Origin of the sequence: Roseateles agri (genome assembly GCF_034043675.1) — a bacterium.
Classification (GTDB): Bacteria; Pseudomonadota; Gammaproteobacteria; order Burkholderiales; family Burkholderiaceae_C; genus KK5.
On sequence record NZ_JAXCLA010000008.1, the window covers coordinates 303,243 to 321,314 of the forward strand.

19 protein-coding genes are annotated in these 18,072 nt (G+C 65.5%); 13 read left to right on the forward strand and 6 right to left on the reverse strand.

The window, feature by feature from the left end:
* The first annotated feature begins 186 nt into the window (after window positions 1-186).
* The 5 genes from SNE35_RS24195 (at window position 187) to SNE35_RS24215 (ending at window position 5,997) form a co-directional block, all read left to right on the forward strand.
* Window positions 187-2,268 carry a TonB-dependent receptor gene (locus SNE35_RS24195; protein ID WP_320425588.1) on the forward strand — a complete coding sequence of 694 codons (2,082 nt, stop codon included), beginning with the start codon at window positions 187-189 and terminating at the stop codon, window positions 2,266-2,268.
* A 9-nt stretch (window positions 2,269-2,277) separates the two neighbouring features.
* Window positions 2,278-3,921 carry a serine hydrolase domain-containing protein gene (locus SNE35_RS24200; RefSeq protein ID WP_320425589.1) on the forward strand — a complete coding sequence of 548 codons (1,644 nt, stop codon included), beginning with the start codon at window positions 2,278-2,280 and terminating at the stop codon, window positions 3,919-3,921.
* A 2-nt stretch (window positions 3,922-3,923) separates the two neighbouring features.
* Window positions 3,924-4,907: a dipeptidase gene (locus tag SNE35_RS24205; RefSeq protein ID WP_320425590.1), complete on the forward strand. Its 984-nt coding sequence runs from the start codon at window positions 3,924-3,926 to the stop codon at window positions 4,905-4,907.
* Between the two features lie 62 nt (window positions 4,908-4,969).
* Window positions 4,970-5,329, forward strand: a complete 360-nt coding sequence (locus SNE35_RS24210; RefSeq protein ID WP_320425591.1) for a RidA family protein — start codon at window positions 4,970-4,972, stop codon at window positions 5,327-5,329.
* 59 nt (window positions 5,330-5,388) lie between these two features.
* Entirely contained in the window at window positions 5,389-5,997 is a 609-nt protein-coding gene (locus SNE35_RS24215; protein WP_320425592.1) for a helix-turn-helix domain-containing protein, read from the forward strand.
* Window positions 5,998-6,087: 90 nt separating this feature from the next.
* Here the strand turns inward: SNE35_RS24215 and SNE35_RS24220 are convergent, their stop codons facing one another.
* Window positions 6,088-6,792 (reverse strand): TetR/AcrR family transcriptional regulator, encoded by a 705-nt coding sequence (locus SNE35_RS24220; protein ID WP_320425593.1) that lies wholly within the window; start codon window positions 6,790-6,792, stop codon window positions 6,088-6,090.
* Window positions 6,793-6,972: 180 nt separating this feature from the next.
* Between SNE35_RS24220 and SNE35_RS24225 the strand changes: the two genes are divergently transcribed.
* Both SNE35_RS24225 and SNE35_RS24230 read left to right on the forward strand, forming a co-directional pair.
* On the forward strand, window positions 6,973-7,446 hold the full coding sequence (locus tag SNE35_RS24225; protein ID WP_320425594.1) for a nuclear transport factor 2 family protein: 474 nt from the start codon (window positions 6,973-6,975) through the stop codon (window positions 7,444-7,446).
* A gap of 30 nt (window positions 7,447-7,476) precedes the next feature.
* Complete coding sequence (locus SNE35_RS24230; protein WP_320425595.1) at window positions 7,477-8,883, forward strand: MFS transporter; 1,407 nt, start codon at window positions 7,477-7,479, stop codon at window positions 8,881-8,883.
* 380 nt (window positions 8,884-9,263) lie between these two features.
* Here the strand turns inward: SNE35_RS24230 and SNE35_RS24235 are convergent, their stop codons facing one another.
* Window positions 9,264-9,599 carry a hypothetical protein gene (locus SNE35_RS24235; protein ID WP_320425596.1) on the reverse strand — a complete coding sequence of 112 codons (336 nt, stop codon included), beginning with the start codon at window positions 9,597-9,599 and terminating at the stop codon, window positions 9,264-9,266.
* A gap of 1,066 nt (window positions 9,600-10,665) precedes the next feature.
* Between SNE35_RS24235 and SNE35_RS24240 the strand changes: the two genes are divergently transcribed.
* Window positions 10,666-11,067: a response regulator gene (locus SNE35_RS24240; protein ID WP_320425597.1), complete on the forward strand. Its 402-nt coding sequence runs from the start codon at window positions 10,666-10,668 to the stop codon at window positions 11,065-11,067.
* 333 nt (window positions 11,068-11,400) lie between these two features.
* Here the strand turns inward: SNE35_RS24240 and SNE35_RS24245 are convergent, their stop codons facing one another.
* Complete coding sequence (locus tag SNE35_RS24245) at window positions 11,401-11,940, reverse strand: hypothetical protein (protein WP_320425598.1); 540 nt, start codon at window positions 11,938-11,940, stop codon at window positions 11,401-11,403.
* A gap of 128 nt (window positions 11,941-12,068) precedes the next feature.
* Complete coding sequence (locus SNE35_RS24250; RefSeq protein WP_320425599.1) at window positions 12,069-12,341, reverse strand: hypothetical protein; 273 nt, start codon at window positions 12,339-12,341, stop codon at window positions 12,069-12,071.
* Window positions 12,342-13,341: 1,000 nt separating this feature from the next.
* On the opposite strand from SNE35_RS24250, the gene SNE35_RS24255 reads away from it, so the two are divergent.
* From SNE35_RS24255 to SNE35_RS24270, 4 genes are all read left to right on the forward strand, one after another.
* A complete protein-coding gene (locus tag SNE35_RS24255) occupies window positions 13,342-13,551 on the forward strand; it encodes a hypothetical protein (RefSeq protein WP_320425600.1) in 210 nt (69 codons plus the stop codon).
* Window positions 13,552-13,715: 164 nt separating this feature from the next.
* Window positions 13,716-14,540 carry a S1/P1 nuclease gene (locus SNE35_RS24260; protein WP_320425601.1) on the forward strand — a complete coding sequence of 275 codons (825 nt, stop codon included), beginning with the start codon at window positions 13,716-13,718 and terminating at the stop codon, window positions 14,538-14,540.
* Window positions 14,541-14,665: 125 nt separating this feature from the next.
* On the forward strand, window positions 14,666-15,025 hold the full coding sequence (locus SNE35_RS24265) for a hypothetical protein (protein ID WP_320425602.1): 360 nt from the start codon (window positions 14,666-14,668) through the stop codon (window positions 15,023-15,025).
* A 228-nt stretch (window positions 15,026-15,253) separates the two neighbouring features.
* Window positions 15,254-16,567: an acetyl-CoA C-acyltransferase gene (locus SNE35_RS24270; RefSeq protein WP_320425603.1), complete on the forward strand. Its 1,314-nt coding sequence runs from the start codon at window positions 15,254-15,256 to the stop codon at window positions 16,565-16,567.
* A 284-nt stretch (window positions 16,568-16,851) separates the two neighbouring features.
* Here SNE35_RS24270 and SNE35_RS24275 read toward each other — a convergent pair whose 3' ends face one another.
* Window positions 16,852-17,130, reverse strand: coding sequence for a hypothetical protein (locus tag SNE35_RS24275; RefSeq protein ID WP_320425604.1), 279 nt, complete (start codon window positions 17,128-17,130; stop codon window positions 16,852-16,854).
* 93 nt (window positions 17,131-17,223) lie between these two features.
* On the opposite strand from SNE35_RS24275, the gene SNE35_RS24280 reads away from it, so the two are divergent.
* A complete protein-coding gene (locus tag SNE35_RS24280; protein ID WP_320425605.1) occupies window positions 17,224-17,622 on the forward strand; it encodes a hypothetical protein in 399 nt (132 codons plus the stop codon).
* A gap of 75 nt (window positions 17,623-17,697) precedes the next feature.
* Here SNE35_RS24280 and SNE35_RS24285 read toward each other — a convergent pair whose 3' ends face one another.
* Window positions 17,698-18,063 carry a response regulator gene (locus SNE35_RS24285; protein ID WP_320425606.1) on the reverse strand — a complete coding sequence of 122 codons (366 nt, stop codon included), beginning with the start codon at window positions 18,061-18,063 and terminating at the stop codon, window positions 17,698-17,700.
* Window positions 18,064-18,072 lie beyond the last annotated feature (9 nt).

Here is an 18,072-nt window from a genome sequence, read left to right on the forward strand (position 1 = left end):
GATTCCCCCGCCCGCATGACCGCACTCCCATCGGGCCGCAACGGTCCGACTCCACGACGGCTGCTGCCGACACTGGTTTCGCTCGCATGCGCGGCGATGGCATCTGCGGGCCAGGCCCAGGAAGCGGCAACTCCCGCTTCAGCCGCAGCCTCGACGCCTGGAGCGACCCATCTGGATGTTGTCACCGTGAGCGCGACGCGTCGTCGCGAACCGGCTCGTGAAGTTCCAGTGCAGGTGCAGGCCATCCCGGCCGACCAACTGGAGAAGGGCGGCGCGCGTCAACTGGCCGACTACATGGCCGACCAGCCGGGCGTCAACGTCAACTCGGCCGGCGCTGGCTACAACAGCGTCACGATGCGCGGCGTCTCCACCGGCGCGCAGACGATCTCGACGGTGGGGATCTACGTGGACGACATCGCCTTCGGCTCCAGCGGAGCCTACGCCAACGGCGCTCAGACGGCGCTGGATCTCAGCCTGCTCGACCTGCACCACATCGAGGTGCTGCGTGGCCCGCAGGGCACCCTGTATGGCGCCGGCGCGATGGGCGGGCTGCTGAAGTACGTGACCAACGAGCCAGACTCTTACGAGCTGTCCGGCAAAGTGGGACTGGGCGTCAGCTCGACGAAGGACGGGGGCATCGGCCATACGGAGAACGCGGTCGTCAACGTCCCGCTAAATGAAGGCGTCGCTGGCCTGCGGGTTGCGGCCTTCCATGACCACGCGGGCGGCTACATAGATGCGGTCGGGCCGGTGCCGGGCAAAGACATCAATCGCGGAGACAGCAGCGGTGCCCGCATCTCGCTGCTGGTCCAACCCTCGTCGAAACTGAAGGTGAGAGTGACCGGCCTGTCGGAGCAGATCAAGCGGGATGCGCACGACTACGTGGACTACGACAAGACGACCGGCCGACCTGTCGAAGGCGACTACGAGCGCAACAATGCCGTACGCGAGCCGCTGACGACCAAGGTGCAATTACTGTCCGCAGGCGTCGAGGCCGAACTCGGATGGGCGCGCTTGGAATCGATCACCTCGGCGCAAACCTCATCCCTGGCCAACGACCTCGACTACACCGCGGTCTACGCGCCGCTGCTGCAGCAGTTGGCGGGCCTCACGGTGGAGACCGTACCGGTCCGCGCCTACTCCAAGACACGCAAGGAGACGCAGGAGTTCCGCCTGACGTCGCCGTCGAGCAAGACCTTGGAATGGCTGGCGGGTCTTTTCTATACGCACGAGCGTGGCACCAACCACCAGCTTTCCAGCAGCACGCTGCCGGGCGGCGGCGATGGCCCGACGCTGGTCAGCGCGAGCCTGCCGAGCACGCTGAGCGAACTGGCCGTCTACGGCGACCTGACCTGGAAGCCAATGCCGGGGCTGGCTGTCACTGGCGGAATGCGCATCGCGCGGAACAAGCAGGAGTTCGGCCAGACCCTCTCCGGCGCGCTGGCCGGCGGCGACCAATCGCTGGCTGGCTCGTCGAAGGAGACCAGCAAGACTTACCTGGCAACGGTCAGCTACGCGCTGAGCCCGGTCAGCAACATCTATGCGCGAGCCGCAAGTGGCTATCGGCCCGGCGGGCCAAATCCGCTGGTGAACGACCCGGGGACAGGCCTACCGATCGCGCCCCCGATTTTCAAGCACGATTCTCTCTGGAGCTACGAAGCGGGCTACAAGGCCGACCTGCTGAACAAGACGCTGAAGGTGGAGGCATCTGTCTACGACATCCGCTGGAGCGATATCCAGCAGTTCACGTCTGTCAACGGGCTTGGGGTGATCGTCAATGGCGGCAAGGCGAAGATCCAGGGTGTGGAACTCGGATTGCGCTACAAGCCCGCCGATCCGCTGAGCATTAATGCGGGCCTGTCCTACGTCGATGCCAAGCTGACCAAGGGCAGCGATGGCCTCGGAGCCGCCGGCGCGCCGCTGCCCAACAGCGCCCGCCTGTCGGCTAGTCTGGGCAGTACCTACACGTTCTCGCTGGCGGAGCATGAGGCGTGGGTCGGTGGATCGGCACGGTACCAGGGCAAGCGCAACGCCGGCTTCGATGGCAGCAATCTGCAGCCGAACTTCATCATGCCCTCCTACTGGCTCGCCGATCTGCAGGCCGGCATGGACTTCCAGCGGGTCCAGCTCTCGCTGTACCTGCGCAATGTGTTCAACCGCCAGGCCCTGCTCGCCGCATCGACGCTCTACGTGCCGCTGAACGGTCCCGTGCAGGCCACCATCGCACAGCCGCGTACGATCGGTGTGACACTGAGCGCCTCGTTCTGAGCGTTTTCGATGAACGAATCCTCCTTCCCGTACGCCGTGCTGGACGAGTTGTTCCAGCCGTTCAATCGCAGCGATGCGCCCGGTCTCGTTGTCGGCGTGGCCTTGCATGGCAAGACGCTCTACCGCCGCGGATTCGGGCTGGCCAGCGTGGCGCTCGGCGTTTCCAACACGCCGTGGACGCGCATGCGCATTGGCTCCACCAGCAAACACTTCACCTGCCTGGCCGTGCTGCTACTGGCCGAAGAGGGCAAGGTCGATCCTGATGCCGGCGTGCGCCGGTATATCCCTGACCTGCCAGCGCTCGATGCCGAGCCGACCCTGCGACAGCTGATGTCGCACACCGGCGGATACCGCTGCTACCTCGACTTGGGCTTCATCGCCGATGGCATGGCGATCCGACCAAGGGGCGGCGCCATGGCAATCCAGCTGCGTCAGACCGAAGCCAACTTTGCGCCGGGTGAATCGATCATCTATTGCAATAGCGGCTACCACCTCTTGTCGCAGGTGATCGCTCGAGTCAGCGGCATGCCTGTCGAGCAGTTCCTACAGGAGCGCATCTTCGCGCCCATGCGCATGCTTGACACCGCCTCCGCACCGAGCGACTTCGAGATCCACCGCGGCATGGCGACCTTGCATCTTCCACTGCCCGGCGGCGGATGGCAGCGAGGCATCTTTCCGAGCGAAGAGGTGCTCGGCGAGGGCGCGATGATCTCGACGCTCGACGACATGCTCCGCTGGCTTACCCATCTGCGAGCGCCCCTGGGCATGAAGACCGTCGGAAGCGCGGCGACATGGGCGCAAATGACCACGCTCTCGCGTCTGAACGACGGCAGTGCCACCCCCTACGCACTCGGGCTAATGCGGCACGACTACCGCGGCGTCGACGTAATCCACCATGCCGGCGGCGTGGTCGGCGGCGCCTCGCAGATGCTCACCGTGCCGAGCGAAGGGCTGGACATTGTCATGATGACCAACGGAGCACCGGTGAGCCCGACGGAATTGGCTTGGCGGGTCGTGGACGCCGTGCTGGGAGATAAATTGCTCGGCCCACGCGCCGAGAAGGCTTCGACTGAGCGATTCCGCATGTTGGTCGGGGCACGCTATCTCTCGAAGGACACCGGTCATGTACTTGGCTTCGAGGATGTGGACGGCAAGCTGAGCCTTTCCTTCCTGAACAGTCCGGCGATGCCGCTGACGGACGGCGGCGATGAGCTTCGCATCCCCTTCCAGGAACTCGCACTAGGACCTCTGAGCCTGCCGGCCGCGCAGTTCGAAGGCCTGGCAGAGACTCCGACTGGGCTCCAGTTCAGCGAAGGCGGCAAGGCATCGACGTTCGAGTGTCTTCCCGCCGAGGCGCCGGTGCTTGCGGAAGCCGGTGGCGCGCTAGTAGGCCGCTACCGCGCGGACGACCTCGGCGCGGACGCGGAGATTGGCTTCGACGGCGACGCGCTGAACCTGCGCGTCCACGGCGCGCTAGCCGTTCCGGTGATGCCGCTCGAAGCGTTCGGCGCCGACGTCTTCGGCCTATCGTCGGCCGCCGCGAACTTGCCGTTACGCGGTGTCGTGCACGTCGAACGCAAGGACCGATGCGTCACCGGCTTCGTCCTCCACACCTTGCGCACGCGGCACCTGCGATTCGAACGACAGGATTGACGATGATGAACACCCCGCCGCTGTCTTCGATGCTGATCTGGGACAACCATGCCTGCATGCCGCTGCGTCCGCATGACCTTAGCTTCATGGACCAGCTCGAATGGCATCGCCGTAGCGGTACCGACGTTGTGATGCTCAATGTCGGCTTCGGCGACGACTCGATCGAAGCGCATCTGCGCATGCTCGCGGCGTTCCGGGGCTGGCTGGCGGCGCGCCCGGCGCAGTACCGCCTGATAAGCACGGTGGCGGACATCCACGCTGCCCGTGCAGCTGGCCAACTGGCCGTGGGTTTCGACATCGAGGGGGCCAACGCCATCGGCGATCAGCTCAGCCTGATCGCGCTTTACCGGGACCTTGGCGTGCGCTGGATGCTGCTCGCATACAACCAGAACAACCGCGCTGGCGGTGGCTGCCAGGACGAGGATTCGGGCCTCACCGCGTTCGGCCGCGCGATGCTGGAGGAGATGGCGCGCGTCGGCCTGGTAGGCTGTTGCTCGCACACCGGCTACTGGACCGCACGCGAGGCGATCGATGCATCGCCGACGCCACTGATCTTTTCTCATTCGAATCCGCGCGCACTGCATGACCACCCGCGCAACATCCCCGACGAGCTGATCCGCGCCTGCGCCGCGCGCGGTGGGGTAGTCGGCATCAACGGCATCGGCTTGTTCCTTGGGCGCAATGACGCATCGCCTGCCAACGTGGCCCGACACGTGCTGTACGTGGCCGAGCTGGTGGGCGTCGAGCATGTCGGCATCGGCCTGGACTTCATACACGACCGCCGTGAGGTCGACGAACTGATCGCCGCGAACCCAGAGCAGTTTCCGGCCCACCTTGGCTACAGATCCGGCATGACGATGATGGCGCCCGACGAACTCCCTACGCTGGCCGCCGAGCTGAGTGCCGGCGGCATGAGCACGGCCGATCTTGCTGCGGTGCTCGGCGGTAACTGGCTGCGGCTCGCCGAGCAGGTCTGGCGCGACTAGCCCGCGGGTTCGCCGCTGCCAGCCCGACATCCATTCGACTCCTTCACAGACGGAAAGATCCCATGACCGACATCCAGCGTTTCGACGCCGGCCCCCGCATCTCTCAGATGGCCATTCACAACGGCGTCATCTATCTCGCCGGCCAGATCCCTACCCGGGTCGGCGCGGACGCCACCGGCCAAACGGCCGAGGTACTCGGCGCCGTGGACGCGCTGCTGGCTCGCGCCGGCAGTGACAAGACGCTGATCCTTCGGGCGGAGATCTTCCTCGCGGACATCAACGACTTCGCGGCGATGAACGCCGCGTGGGACGCCTGGGTGCCGGCGGGCCACGCGCCGCCACGCGCCACCGTCGAGGCACGGCTTGCCCTACCGGGCTTGAAAGTCGAGATCGTGGTGACCGCAGCGCTGCGCCCGGCCTGAGTGCCCAGCTGTCGATCTACTTCGGTATGAGGTCGAATGCCCTCGCGGGCTCCCCTTCGATGGGCCCGGCCATCCGTGCTGTTCGGCAGGATAAAGGGCTGACGCTCGCGCAGGTCAGCAAGACGACCGGGCTGGCTGTCTCAACCTTGTCCAAGCTCGAGAAGGGCCGCATCGCACTTACCTACAGCAAGCTCATGTTGATCAGCCACGGCCTGGGTTTGAGCCCGGTCAGTCTGCTGGACCGGCAGGCAGCGACGACCAAGCCACCGAGCGGCGCCGGTCGCCGGATCGTGCAACGTGCCGGAGAAGGCGAGCAGATCAATACCAAGAGCTATCGGCATCAGCCGCTCGCTGCGGAGTTGTTGCACAAGAAGATGACGCCGATGGTCGTTGAGGTACTGACGCAGAGCTTCGATGAATTCTTCACCGAGTTTGGCGAATTCATGCGCGAGCCAGGGGAGGTCTTCGCTTTGGTCATCGAGGGTGAGCTTGATTTTCACAGCGAGCTCTATGCACCCCTGAGAATGAACGAAGGCGACTCGATCTATTTCGACGGCGCAATGGGCCACGCCTATGTCAAAGCGTCAGAGGGTCGCTGCCGCTTGGTGGCAAGCTCGTGCGTCTGCCTATCATTCGAGCGGAGCCGGTACGGCCAAGCTGGAAGGTAGAACAGACGCATTGCCGTCAGGCAACTGAGCGGCCTTGCGGCGCCGACGTACCGCTCCGTTTGCCCGAGGGCGCGGACTCGGGGCAGTGGCTCACGCCGCTGCAGCATCCCACATCCCCATGGCGTCGCGCACGGCTTTCTCGATGACAACAGGGCGGACGTGATCGCGAGCCAGCACCGACAGCCCCTGGAAGAAGCAGTCGAGCGCTATAGACAACGCAGCGGGTTCGGTGGTCTTGCGCAGCTCTCCGCTCTTGATGCCCCGCTCCACGCAAGAGCGAAATCCCGCCCGCGTGCGACTGCGAATGTCTCGAAGCAACTGAGTGACCGCATCGCTCGTCGTGGAATTGGACCCCATGACGCCCAGTGCAACCATGCACCCCTTCGGATGCCCGCTCTCGGTCTGCATCTTTGCGGACCGCTGCAGCGCAAGGAACACACCCTCCCGCGGAGCGATCGACGTGTCGTGCAGGCTCCGCGTCAAGTCCCTGTAGAGCACCATGTATCGATCCAGCGCCTCTTTGTACAAGGCCTCCTTCGACTCAAAGGCCGCGTAGAAGCTGGGGGCGGAAATTCCTTCGCCCATGGACGCCTTCAACTGCGACAACGATGTCGATTCGAAGCCCTGTTCCCAGAACAGGTGCATCGCCGAATTGACTGCCGCGTCGCGGTCGAACGTGCGTGGCCGGCCCCGCTGAGCCATGAGGATCTCCGTCAGTTCAAATTTACATACTAATCGATACACAAGGCCTGAGACAAGGTGGGCATTTGCCCTGATCACGGTGGCAAGCGCCATGCAAACGCGTTGACAGGTCTTCTGACTCCATCTATATTTGTACCGATCGGTACTTAAATCAATCCGAAGCGGGATGCAAGTTCCCGCCTTTTTTACTCTATTTTTGTACTGCTTGGTACATTATTTAATGCGGATTCGTCTGGACGACTAACCTGCCCCACCCCTTCAAGGAGAAATCACATGTCTACATCGCTCGAAGCACGCCTCGACGCCATCGAAAGCCGTTTTGCCATCGATACGTTGATCGCCAACTACGCCGAGGCGTTCGACACCATGAATGAGGAGCTGCTCGCAACGCTCTGGCATCCCGAATCGCGCCTGCTCCTTGGCGCGAACGGCAACTCCGAAGGCCTGGAGGCCATCCTGGCCCAGGCGAGAGTCAACATGAAGCGGATGCCCCACATGCATCACTGGATGGCGAATGCGCTGATCAAGTTGGATGGTGACCACGGCAGCGGCCTAGTGGCTGCGGACTGCATCTTCTACGACGTGGACCAGGGACCGCTGCAGGTGAGCGGCCAATACCGCGACGTTTATGAGCGACGCGATGGTCGCTGGGCGTTCCTTGAGCGCACCTTCACCATGCACTATGCCGTGCCGCTGCAGAACTGGGTGCCCGTCATGGGAACCGAACGCTTCGGCCGTTCGGCCTGACGCGACCCTCGATCAAGGACCCGAAAGCAAATGACGACCTCTGCCACGCGCAGGTGGTCGGCGTTCGCGGTGCTGCTGGTGGGGGCGTTCCTGCCCCCGCTGGACTTCTTCATCGTGAATGTCGCCCTTCCTTCAATCCAGAGCACGCTGCACGCGAGCGCTGCAGAACTGCAACTCGTGATCTCCGGATATGCCGCCGCCTATGCAGTGTTCCTAATCACCGGCGGACGGCTAGGTGATCTTTTTGGCCGACGCAGAGTTTTCCTGATCGGTATTGCCGGATTCGGACTGACTTCGGTGATGTGCGGGCTTGCGACGTCGCCCGCCATGCTGATCATCGCGCGCGGGCTCCAAGGCCTCAGCGCCGCCGCCATGGCGCCACAGGGACTGGCGTCCATTCACGCCCTGTTCCCGGAGCAGGAGCGTTCGCGCGCTCTCGGGCTCTACGGCGCGGCGGTCGGACTGGCGGCCGTGACGGCGCAGGCGCTGGGCGGCGGGTTGATCTCGGCAGACTTCCTTCACCTGGAGTGGCGAATCATCTTTCTCATCAATCTGCCGGTGGTCTTCGCCGTCTTGGTCTTCGGGGTGCCCCTGCTGCCAGACGCCCGCGGTGACAGTCCGGCGCCCGTGGACCGGATCGGCGTCCTGCTCTGCGCCCTGACGCTGGGACTGCTGATCGTACCCTTGGTGGAGGGGCGGGAGAGAGGCTGGCCCTGGTGGGCGTGCGCCATGCTTTTGGCGTGTCCGCTCTCGGGTCTCGGGTTCTGGCGGTACGAGAGGACCTACGCCACCCGTGGCGGCGTGCCCCTTATCAGCGTGGACCTGGTCCAGCGGCCCGGGCTTATGAGCGGACTCACGGGCGTACTCTTCTTCTACGTCGTCTCCGCCTTCTTCCTCGTCTTCTCCGTCTATCTTCAATCGGCACTTGGCTTGGGTCCCTTGGAGACCGGGCTGGTCTTCCTGCCGTTCGGCGTTGGCGCCTTCATCGGGCCATTGACGACACCTTTGGCCATCCGTCTCTTCGGCAGTCGGGTACCCGCCGTTGGGATGATGCTGGAAGTCGCGGGCTGTGTGCTGCTCGCCAGGCTTGTGGCAGCCTCGCCCGGCCAGATGCCGGCGCAGGTGCCGCTGATCATCGCCGTGGGATTGCTGGGGTTCGGTCAGGGATGGGCGTTGCCAACGCTAGTGCGCTCAATCATCAATCGCGCGCCGGCCGCAGGCTCGGGGATGATTGCCGGCATCACGAACTCGGCGCTGCAGATCAGCGCCGCACTCGGTGTCGCCGTCATTGGCGGCGTCTTCTTCAGTGTCGCGGGCGCTTCGCGCGATCCCGCGACTATGGCCAGGGCGTTTATGACCGCTATGTTGTGTGTCGGGGCCAGCCTGACACTTTCGGCCATCCTCTCCATCATCGCTTCTAGAACCAGCGCGCGATGATCCTCTACCATCAGCGCTGCGATGGCGGCGTTCTCAAGCACCCTGCCTGAGGCGTTCGATACGGCGGGCCACGGCGTCCGTACCGGGCGTGGTGACCCGCCGATATCCCGACAGGACCAATGCGCCCCACCCCGTGAGGGCTCTACGAGCGCCGCTGTCCTACAGAGGAGTCGTTCGACAGCGTGACATGAAGGACCGCAACGGGTTGAAGCTTGCCGTTGATCACCCACGCCGCTGTCTGCACATCGTTCGTTTTGCGGATATCCCGGACGCTACCGCCGTCCGAACGGCACAAGAAGGGCATTGGGGCTGCTGCCACGAGGCCTGGCCTACCAATGGCACCAGCACGCGTCAGTCCAGAGCGTATCTCTACGCTTTGGCTAGGCCTGCCAGACCCCGTAGCCAGCTTCACGCAGGCCGATGGCGAGTTCCACTTCCATCTCGCAGGCTGCGCTGTATGGCATCGGGTTGTAGACCTGGTACAGCTCGGGCAGCAGCCGTACGCCGTACTTCAGCACGAATCGATTGGCCTGAATGCCAGCCATGTGCCTGTCAAAGCGAAGGTCGGGGTCCAGACCTGTCATGCCGACGTACAGACAGGGCTTGAGGATGTCGTGTTCCGGGTTGGCCGCCCGAAAGGCTGGCTCGTTCCAGACGTCGTCGGACAGCAGCACGACGTAGACATGATGGTGGTGGGTGGGTGCGCGTCGCGGCATCGCATCCCGATTCTCCCCCGAGCGCTCAGGTCCTCCACCGGGATCTCTACATTGCTTCCAACGCAAGCCATCTGCCGCCGGGAAGAAACTCGCGTCCCATCTGGCGGCGAGCAGCGACCTGCTGCCCCTGACTCCGCCCTGCTACTGAAAATCCTCTTGCTCGGACCCTTCGCTCCCGCCCTGGGGCGGGCGGGGGGTGGGCATGGCCCCTTCCTTCACGGGAAGGGGTTGGGGATGGGTGGTGTGTTCCGCAGCCGATGCAGTGCGCCGGTTTCCCGGCCCACCGCTCGAAGATCCCCCCACAAGTCCCCCTCAACCACGGATGGGGGTGCAGTGGGGGGATCGCGGTGGGACGACCGGCGCACCGGCTGCCTCCTCTTCGGCGCCGGAGCCTCGCAGCCGATGTGCCAGCTTGCCTGGCGCAACTGCTGCACCGAAGGCACCGAACACGCACGAGCAGCGGCGGCTCCGCGGCCGGCGTGCCAGGAAAGCGCAGCGGCTGGCGCGACGGTCGAGCCGCTGTGAGCATGCTTCGGTCCCGGGGCGCCACCTGGCGCCCGCGAGCGGGATCCGCAAGGCTGCAACGCAGTCCTCGCACCGCGAGGATGAGGGCCGTCCCGAACCTGGAGAAGCCCATCCGGCCGCGGCCGGCTCGCCCAACCCGATCGGCTCGCCCAAACCGCTCGACCTGCCTGACCTACACGACCTGTCTGAGCCTCCCGACTCGCCCGCCCCTTCAGTTTGCCCAACTGGCCCCGCTCACTCAGCTCATCCAGATCGCCCGGCTCACCCTGCGCGCTTCAACAGGCGCATGTGGGCGGCTTGCGAACCAGCACGCCACCCAATGCGGCGCGCAACAACGCCTTGGCGCTGCGTCGCCATCGAGCGTCCCAAGCCGCGCCCAGTCCCGGAAGGAACCTTCAGTTTCTTCTTTCGCTGAACCTGTAACCCAGCCGTCGCCCTGGCGCTCTAGACTGCAGCCTCTTCCTGCGCGCTCCTCCTTCGTGCCCTGGAGCGCATGCACACCACCTGCAGGCCTGCCGACGCACATCAACGAAGGTGCGCCATGTCCGAGACCGAGCTGAAGGGTCTTCGTGTGCTTGTCATCGACGACAACGTCGATACCGCTGAGGCCATCGCGCTGCTGTTGGCTGACGCAGGTGCAGAGACCAGCGTGGCCACGGACGCGACCGACGTGGCCGCGCGGGTCCTGGCATTCGATCCCGGCATGGTGCTGCTGGACCTGTCGTTGCCCACGGTCGATGGCTACGAGGGCTGCCGCGCCATCCGGGCGCTGGAAGGCCTGCAGCCCTACATCGTGGCAGTCACCGGATGGGATGGCGCCGAACACGTCTGGAGGTGCCGGCAGGCTGGATTCGATCTGCACCTCACCAAGCCCGTCGCCGCCGAGCTGCTGGTTGAGCATGCGCATCTGGCGCTCCGACGGTCGGCCCAGCGACAAGGCTGAGCCGGTGCGAGCGCCAAGCCAAGCCCTAGCTCTGTCGAGCCCGGCGTCAACCGTCAATGATCACGCCTGAGGACATTGGCTCCCCGACGGCAGGAGCATTTCACCCGGGCCGAGCAAGGACACGCGCGGGCCGTGGTGGCGCACGATCGCGGGGGCAGATCAACGATTTCGACCGCCCCTGATCGCCGGTGCGATCCTGCCAATGCCAGGAGGCGCGAGCGAAAGCGCGGCCCAACCCTAGTCCTCCGCGGCCGAATCATCCGAAGCGGACTCTCCAACAGGTGGCGGCCGCAGCCGGGCCGGCTCCAACAAGCTCGTTGGCCACGTCCGCGCTCAATCGGTCCGCCCTGCCCAGTCCGCATCGAACGCCGGCGTGCCGGGCGACAGCTGCTTCTTGAAGTCCTGGCGCGCCGCGAAGACCGGATCGGCCAGCGCCAGATCCGTCCACGCCCACCGCGAGCGCTGATCCAGCCCGTCGACATCCGGTGCCTCGCCTGAATCCAGCGCTGCCCGGACGTACGCGGCCCGCCAGGCCAGCTCCGTCCAGTACTGCGGCCCCGCGGGCGGCATCACGTCGATGCAGACCGCGCTCCACTGCTCGCTGTCGGCCGTCACTGGCACCTGGTCGGAGGCTGCCCGGAAGGCCGTCGACATCGCCTCGTGCCAAAGGTTCTCCGCGTCGCTGAACACTGCATCAGCCCGCACTGAGGCGTGGTGTCCACCGGCGGCCTCAGAGGCCAACCGCGCTTCCAGCACCTTCGCAGGTCCACCGAAGAACTCGTCCAACGTCAACTTCACGACCTGAATCGCCAGGGCAAGCTTGCGAGCCCGCCACGGGGAAGCGTGAATGATGACGAAGTAATCCTGGAGCATCGCAGCCACGATTCTGCCCCTCCGCCAATCAGCTCGCCCGCTTCAGGCCTTCATCAGGCCGGCCGCCGCAATGCCAAAGGGATTCGCATGGCACACAGCGCCATGCTGCATTGACGAGCACCGGGCAGTTACTGCGATGGCTCGATCAGCTCCACCGCCGCCGCCATCACCTGGATCGCATCGAAGCTATCCAAGTCCGCCGCACGGACGACGTCCTGGGCCGCATCGAGCGCACCGGTGCGCCGTCCCGCGGCCACCTTGGCCACCATGGCGCCCAGCTCCTTCATCCGAGCGGAATAATCCGCGCCCAGCAGCATTCGCGCCGTGTCACGGGTTTCGTAGAACTTTGCGGCCAATCCCATGGCCGATGCCGTCGTGCTCAACGCCGTCTCCCGGTACATCCAGATGTCCCAGTCCTTCAAAAAAGCACCCGGACATCTGACGATGCCGGGCGAGTCCTCTAGGCCAAGGGGAAGGGACAAGAAAACGAGCACCAGAAGTAAAACCACTGTAGGTTCACAACCGCAACACCGCCGTAGGACGGCGCCGTATTCCATCGCTCCGACACGACTCCACACAGCGCAAACGGAACCGTGCCAGCGACCCGGCTTCGGGCGTTTCAATACCGTCAGCGGCCCCCCGTCCAACGCGCGCCGCGATCTCCGGCCCAGCCGCAAGACACCGGCCCAAGACCCGAGACAGGCGGCAGGCCAAACTCCCCGTTCACCAACCGGCGGCGCAAGATGCGCTGTAGGCTCGGGGGCGCGGGGGACCGACCGCTTTGTCGCGGCTGACTCGTGAATGAAGGGTCCTTACGCTCATGATTACCCCTTTCGTGGCCGGTGGTGGAAATTGCTCTCTGGAGCCGGCTCGGCGCCGGAAGAGCGCAAGGACGGAACAGCGCAAGGAATCGCGCACAGGCCGCACCCCGGAGCGCAGCGCAGGGACCGGGCGCGCACAAAGGCATCGCCGACCCTTGCGCCGACCCTTGCACTGGGGCGGCCATGCGCTAGGCGTCGAAGAGAGCCGGAACCAGCGAGCAGTTCCCCGGAAAGAGGAGCGCAAGGACGGGGTTCTCAGGAACGGGCCAGCAGCGGGCGGCCCCGCCCCACCGGCCGCCGCTCACGCCGCGCAGCGGCGCCGATCGGGTGTTGGGCCGGCAGGCCTGCCGGCCGCGGCCAGGATGCGGAGGGCTGCACCGCAATCCTCGTGCAGTGAGGATGCGCGCTCACGCGCGGATCCACAGAGGCCCGCAGCGACTGCGTAGCGGGGGCAGCCGCCCAGAGCGGATTCAGATCCCTGGCAAATGGCGCGTGAGCAAGAGCGAACAACCAAGCGCACCAGCGCGCAGCTCTGCCGCCAACATTCGCTAGAAGGCACGAGGCTCCGCGACAATGCCCTATGACCCAGATCGTTTTGGCAATCGCAGAGAGGGCGAGCCTCTACTTCTTCCCACCCGCCGTCGGCGGAAAAGTCGTCCCCGAGGAAGTCCAGCAAGGCCTGCAGGACAACGGCCTGATCACGGCCCCGCAGGCCGACGGCCGCCGCCGCCTCACCCAGTTGGGCGACAAGGTCCGGCTCGGGTCCGTAAAGGTCACCATTAAGGACTGATCAGGAAACGGCCGACAGCACAACAGCCGCCAGAGCCCCGACGCGCAAGACCGCAGCAGCGCAATGCCGCGAACCGATTCCCATATTCGAAGAGCGCATACCGCGTGAGTGGGAGCGGTCGGCACGCCTAGGATGGCGCGATGACCTACCCACGAGCACTCTTGATGAACGCTTTCCGCCGCAAGCTGTCCCGCCCGCATCGGGCCGCCGAGGCCGCCAGGGCCACCGTCACCGCCATGACCGCGTTGGGCCTCCTGGCCAGCGCTTCGAACGCCTTGGCCTGGGGAGCAGACGGCCACCGTCTGGTCGCCGAGACCGCCGACTCGCTCCTGACCCCGCAGGCGCACGCCGAGGTTGACCGGCTGCTCAGGCTCGAACCGGGCGCGACACTCGTCTCGATCTCCACGTGGCCAGACGAGGTCCGGTCGCCAACGACGGCATCGTGGCACTACGTGAACTTCCCTCGAGATGGCAACTGCAACTACGACGAATCCCGCGACTGCGCGAGCGGCGCCTGCGTCGTGGGTGCCCTCGAACGCCAGACCGCGATCCTCAAGTCGGATGCCCCAGACGACAAGAGGCTTCTGGCGCTGAAGTACGTGACCCACTTCGTCGGTGACGTGCATCAACCCCTGCACGCTGGCTACGCCGACGACAAGGGCGGCAACACCTACCAGGTGCAATTCGCCGGGCGCGGCACGAACCTGCATTCGGTCTGGGACTCCGGCCTGATCCGGAGCTGGCCAGGCGGACTCGAGGCGCTGCGGACGGCAGTGCGCGCCAAAGCCGGCGAACCGAAGGACTCGTTCGCACCGGCCCGGTGGGCTGAACAGTCCTGCCGCGCCGTGGCGGCACCTGGCTTCTATCCGGAAGGCCACATGCTTGACGAGATCTATGCGTCCCGTTGGGACTCGCTCGTCGTGGATCAGTTGGCGGCGGCCTCACGCCGCTTGGCCAGCGTCCTCAACACGCTGCCCGGCAAGAACTAGCGGTCAAGCCGCACCCAGCACGGCGCTGCGGATCGGCGCATCATTGAGTACCTGGATCGCGACATCGACATCGACAAGTGCGATCCACCTTGCTGTGGCGAAACGCTGATCAAGGAAGGAAGACCATGGGCAATGCGATCGACCAACGTGCGGTCTTGACCGAGTCGGGCACAAACGACACGGGTGCGCCCCGCCACCCCGTGCGGCTGGTAGCTATCGCCGCGATAGCGACCCTCGCCCTGCTCGTCGTCGGCGAGTCCATGTGGTGGAACATTGCACCGAAGAGCTGCTACCCAGCATTCTTCGTGTCGGCTGCACCGAGCCATGCCAAGAACCTGCTCGACTTGAGAGACGCCTGCGGCGATTCGATCCAGGTGGCCCCGGCGGGCGACGGCGAGGCCCTTGTCCGGTGTGGCACCTGGTGGCCGGCACGCACGGTCTGGCGCGTGCCGAGGTCCTACGTGAGGCAAGTGCTTCCAGGCTAGGCGCGCGCCTTGATCGCCACCGGCAAGGTCACCTCGACGCGTGTGCCAGGGAGCTCATTGGCGTAAGTCCCGGCCCAGGGGTAGCGACCCGGTCGTCGCACAGGCGCATTGGCTGCTGCAGGTCACGGCGGCAAGCGTTCGAGGCGTCAGCGACGATAGCCTTGGCGGCATAGGTCTTCTCGATCAGTCTGCTCTAATCGTCCGGACACTGCACCGGGGACAAGACCGATGAATGCCGAGACAAGCCGCGCCATCGACACAGAGAGGGAGGTCTGGCTCGCCGCCGGCCTGCGCACACCGTTCGCCAAGGTGGACGGACAACTCGCCCGCCATGACGCGCTGGACCTGTCGGTGCCGGTGGTCCGCGCCATGCTGGCGCAACTGGCGGATGGCGCCGCGCCGGACTTCGCCGTCTGGGGCTGCGTGGCGCCGAACCTCACCTGGAGCAACCTCGCCCGCGAGGTGCTGATGGAGGCCGGTGCGCCGGCGACGATCCCGGCCTTCTCGACGGTGATGGCCTGCTCGACCAGCATGATGAGCGCCATCGAAGCGGCCGGCATGATCGCCGACGAGCGCGGCCGCAGCCTGGCGCTGGCGGGCGGCGCGGAGAGCATGAGCCGCGTGCAGCTGGGCCTGGGGCAGAACCTGTCGGACTGGATGCGCGGCTTCCAGAAGGCCCGCTCGCTGGGCCAGAAGCTCTCGCATGCGACGGAGCTGAAACTGCGCGACGTGCAGCTCTACCTACCGTCGGTCACCAACCGCACGACCGGCCTCAGTATGGGCGAACACACCGAGATCACCGCCAAGCAGTGGGCAATCGCGCGCGACGCGCAGGATCGGCATGCGCTGGACAGCCACCAGCGTGCCGTCGCCGGCTGGGAGCGCGGCTTCTTCGATGATTTGGTGATCCCGCTCGACGAACTGAAGCGCGACGGCATTCCGCGCAAGGACACCTCGCTGGAGAAGCTGGCGCGACTGCCGCCGGCCTTCGACCGCACCAGCGGCCAGGGCACGCTCAGCGCCGGCAACTCCTCGCCTCTGACCGATGGGGCCGCGGCGATCTGGGTCGGCTCCCGGCAAGGCATCGCCCGGCTGCCGGCCTCGCTACCCCGCGCGAGGCTGGTCGACTGGGAGATCGCCGCGGTGGACTTTCGCGTCGAAGGCCTGCTGATGGCGCCGGCCTTCGCGATCCCGCGGCTGCTGGCCCGCCATGGCCTGCGCTACGAGGACGTCGCGCTGTGGGAGATCCACGAGGCCTTTGCCGCGCAAGTGCTGTTCCACATCAAGGCGATGGAAGACGAGAACTTCCTGCGCGAGAAGGTCGGCATCGCCGACGCGGCGCGCTTCGGCGCCTTCCCGCGCGAGCGCGTCAACCCGAACGGCGGCAGCACCGCGCTGGGCCACCCCTTCGGCGCCACCGGCGCACGCATCCTCAGCCAGGCGGTGAAAGAAGTGGCCGCCCTGCCCTCCGGCAGCCTCTCCATCGTCAGCATCTGCGCCGATGGCGGTCAGGGCAGCGTGGCGCTGTTGCAGGCCGGTTGAGACGTTGCCGACTTGCACGCAAGCCGCAGCGCCTCGCACACGCAGCGCCGCCCGGTGCCACGGCAACGGTCAGGGCTGCAGCCGGCAGTGTTTCCACCCACTGAGACTGCACAGGCACGTTGCAGCCAACGCGGTGACGCTGGCGAAACGGCGCCGATGCCGGCCTGTTCCCGCATGCAAAAAAGGGCCAGCCGATCGATATCGACAAGCCCAAATGCTGAGCCATGAAGAACGGCCAGCAACTGCAAAACTGATGAGGAGCGCTTCGGGCTAGGCCCAAGACTTCAGGCCGCGGCAGCGAACTCCCGATGCTTCAGCTGGAACGCTGGGATGCTCGCGTCGGCCCATTGACTGACCTCCTGACGCTCCCGCTGTGCCCGCACGCCCACCGCCAACATGGCACTGAATTCCGGGTCAGCCGCGATGCGGCGCTGAGCCTCACGAATGGCGGAAGCGAACTGAGGATTGACCTTCAGCTCGAAGTCCAGAAAGCCATCGTGACGGGCCGGCCAGACCTTCCACCAGGCAAGAATGCTGTCCGGATCGTTCAGGTCCACCACCATGCGTTTCTCCCGCTAGTTCGTTGAGCGCCGCGCGCTGATGTTGATACTGTATGTTTATACAGTCAAAGCCGCAAGCGGCCCCGCCGTCGCACAGTGCAGAACACCAACGGCGACAACACCGAAGCGCAGCGCCGCCCGGCCGCATGCCATGATCCGGCCAATACCCTGGCTCCCAGGGCACAGCATTTCAGAAAACAGGCAGTCATGAGCACCACCACCCCCGTCCACTCCGAAACGGACTCGAACCAGCGCTTCATCGACCGGCAAATGGCCGGCGTCATCGAAGCCATCCTCACGCACGCCTACAGCCTCGCCCACAAGGGCTTCATCCCCGCCGAGCGGGAAATCGCCGCCTACGTCGACACGTTCGATGAGGCGACCCTGGTACACGCCATCCGAAAGCACCCCGGCGCGGCCTCTACGCCAGTGCGGACGGCTCCCGACGAAGACGTCCTGCGCTGGGCTCGCCTGGTGGGGCGATCCGCGAGCTGACCCGGGGACCGGTATAGCCCATCGCGGAAGGCGGGTCAGCCCGTCACTGGTCCGGGTGCACGAGCCGACCCTCCGTCAAACGGGCGGCAGGATCTTGCGCAGTTCGCCGGGATCGATCGGCTTACGCAGGTAGTGATCGAACTGAGCAAAGGCCTCGGCGATACCGTCGTCCCGACGGCCCTCGCCCGTCACGGCGATCAGCACGGCGCTGTCGCCATAGGCTTCGCGCAAGCGCGAGCACAGTTCATGTCCGCCCAGGCCCGGCATGCGAATGTCCATGAGCACGCACAAGGGCTCGAAGCTCTTGAAGGCCTCCAACGCCGCCAGGCCATTCGATGCAGTGCGCACCTTGTAACCGTCAAACTCAAGGATGGCAGCAAGCGCTTCAGCCGCATCTTCGTTGTCGTCCACGACCAAGACACGCGTCTCGTCCTTGCCCACATCCGTTCC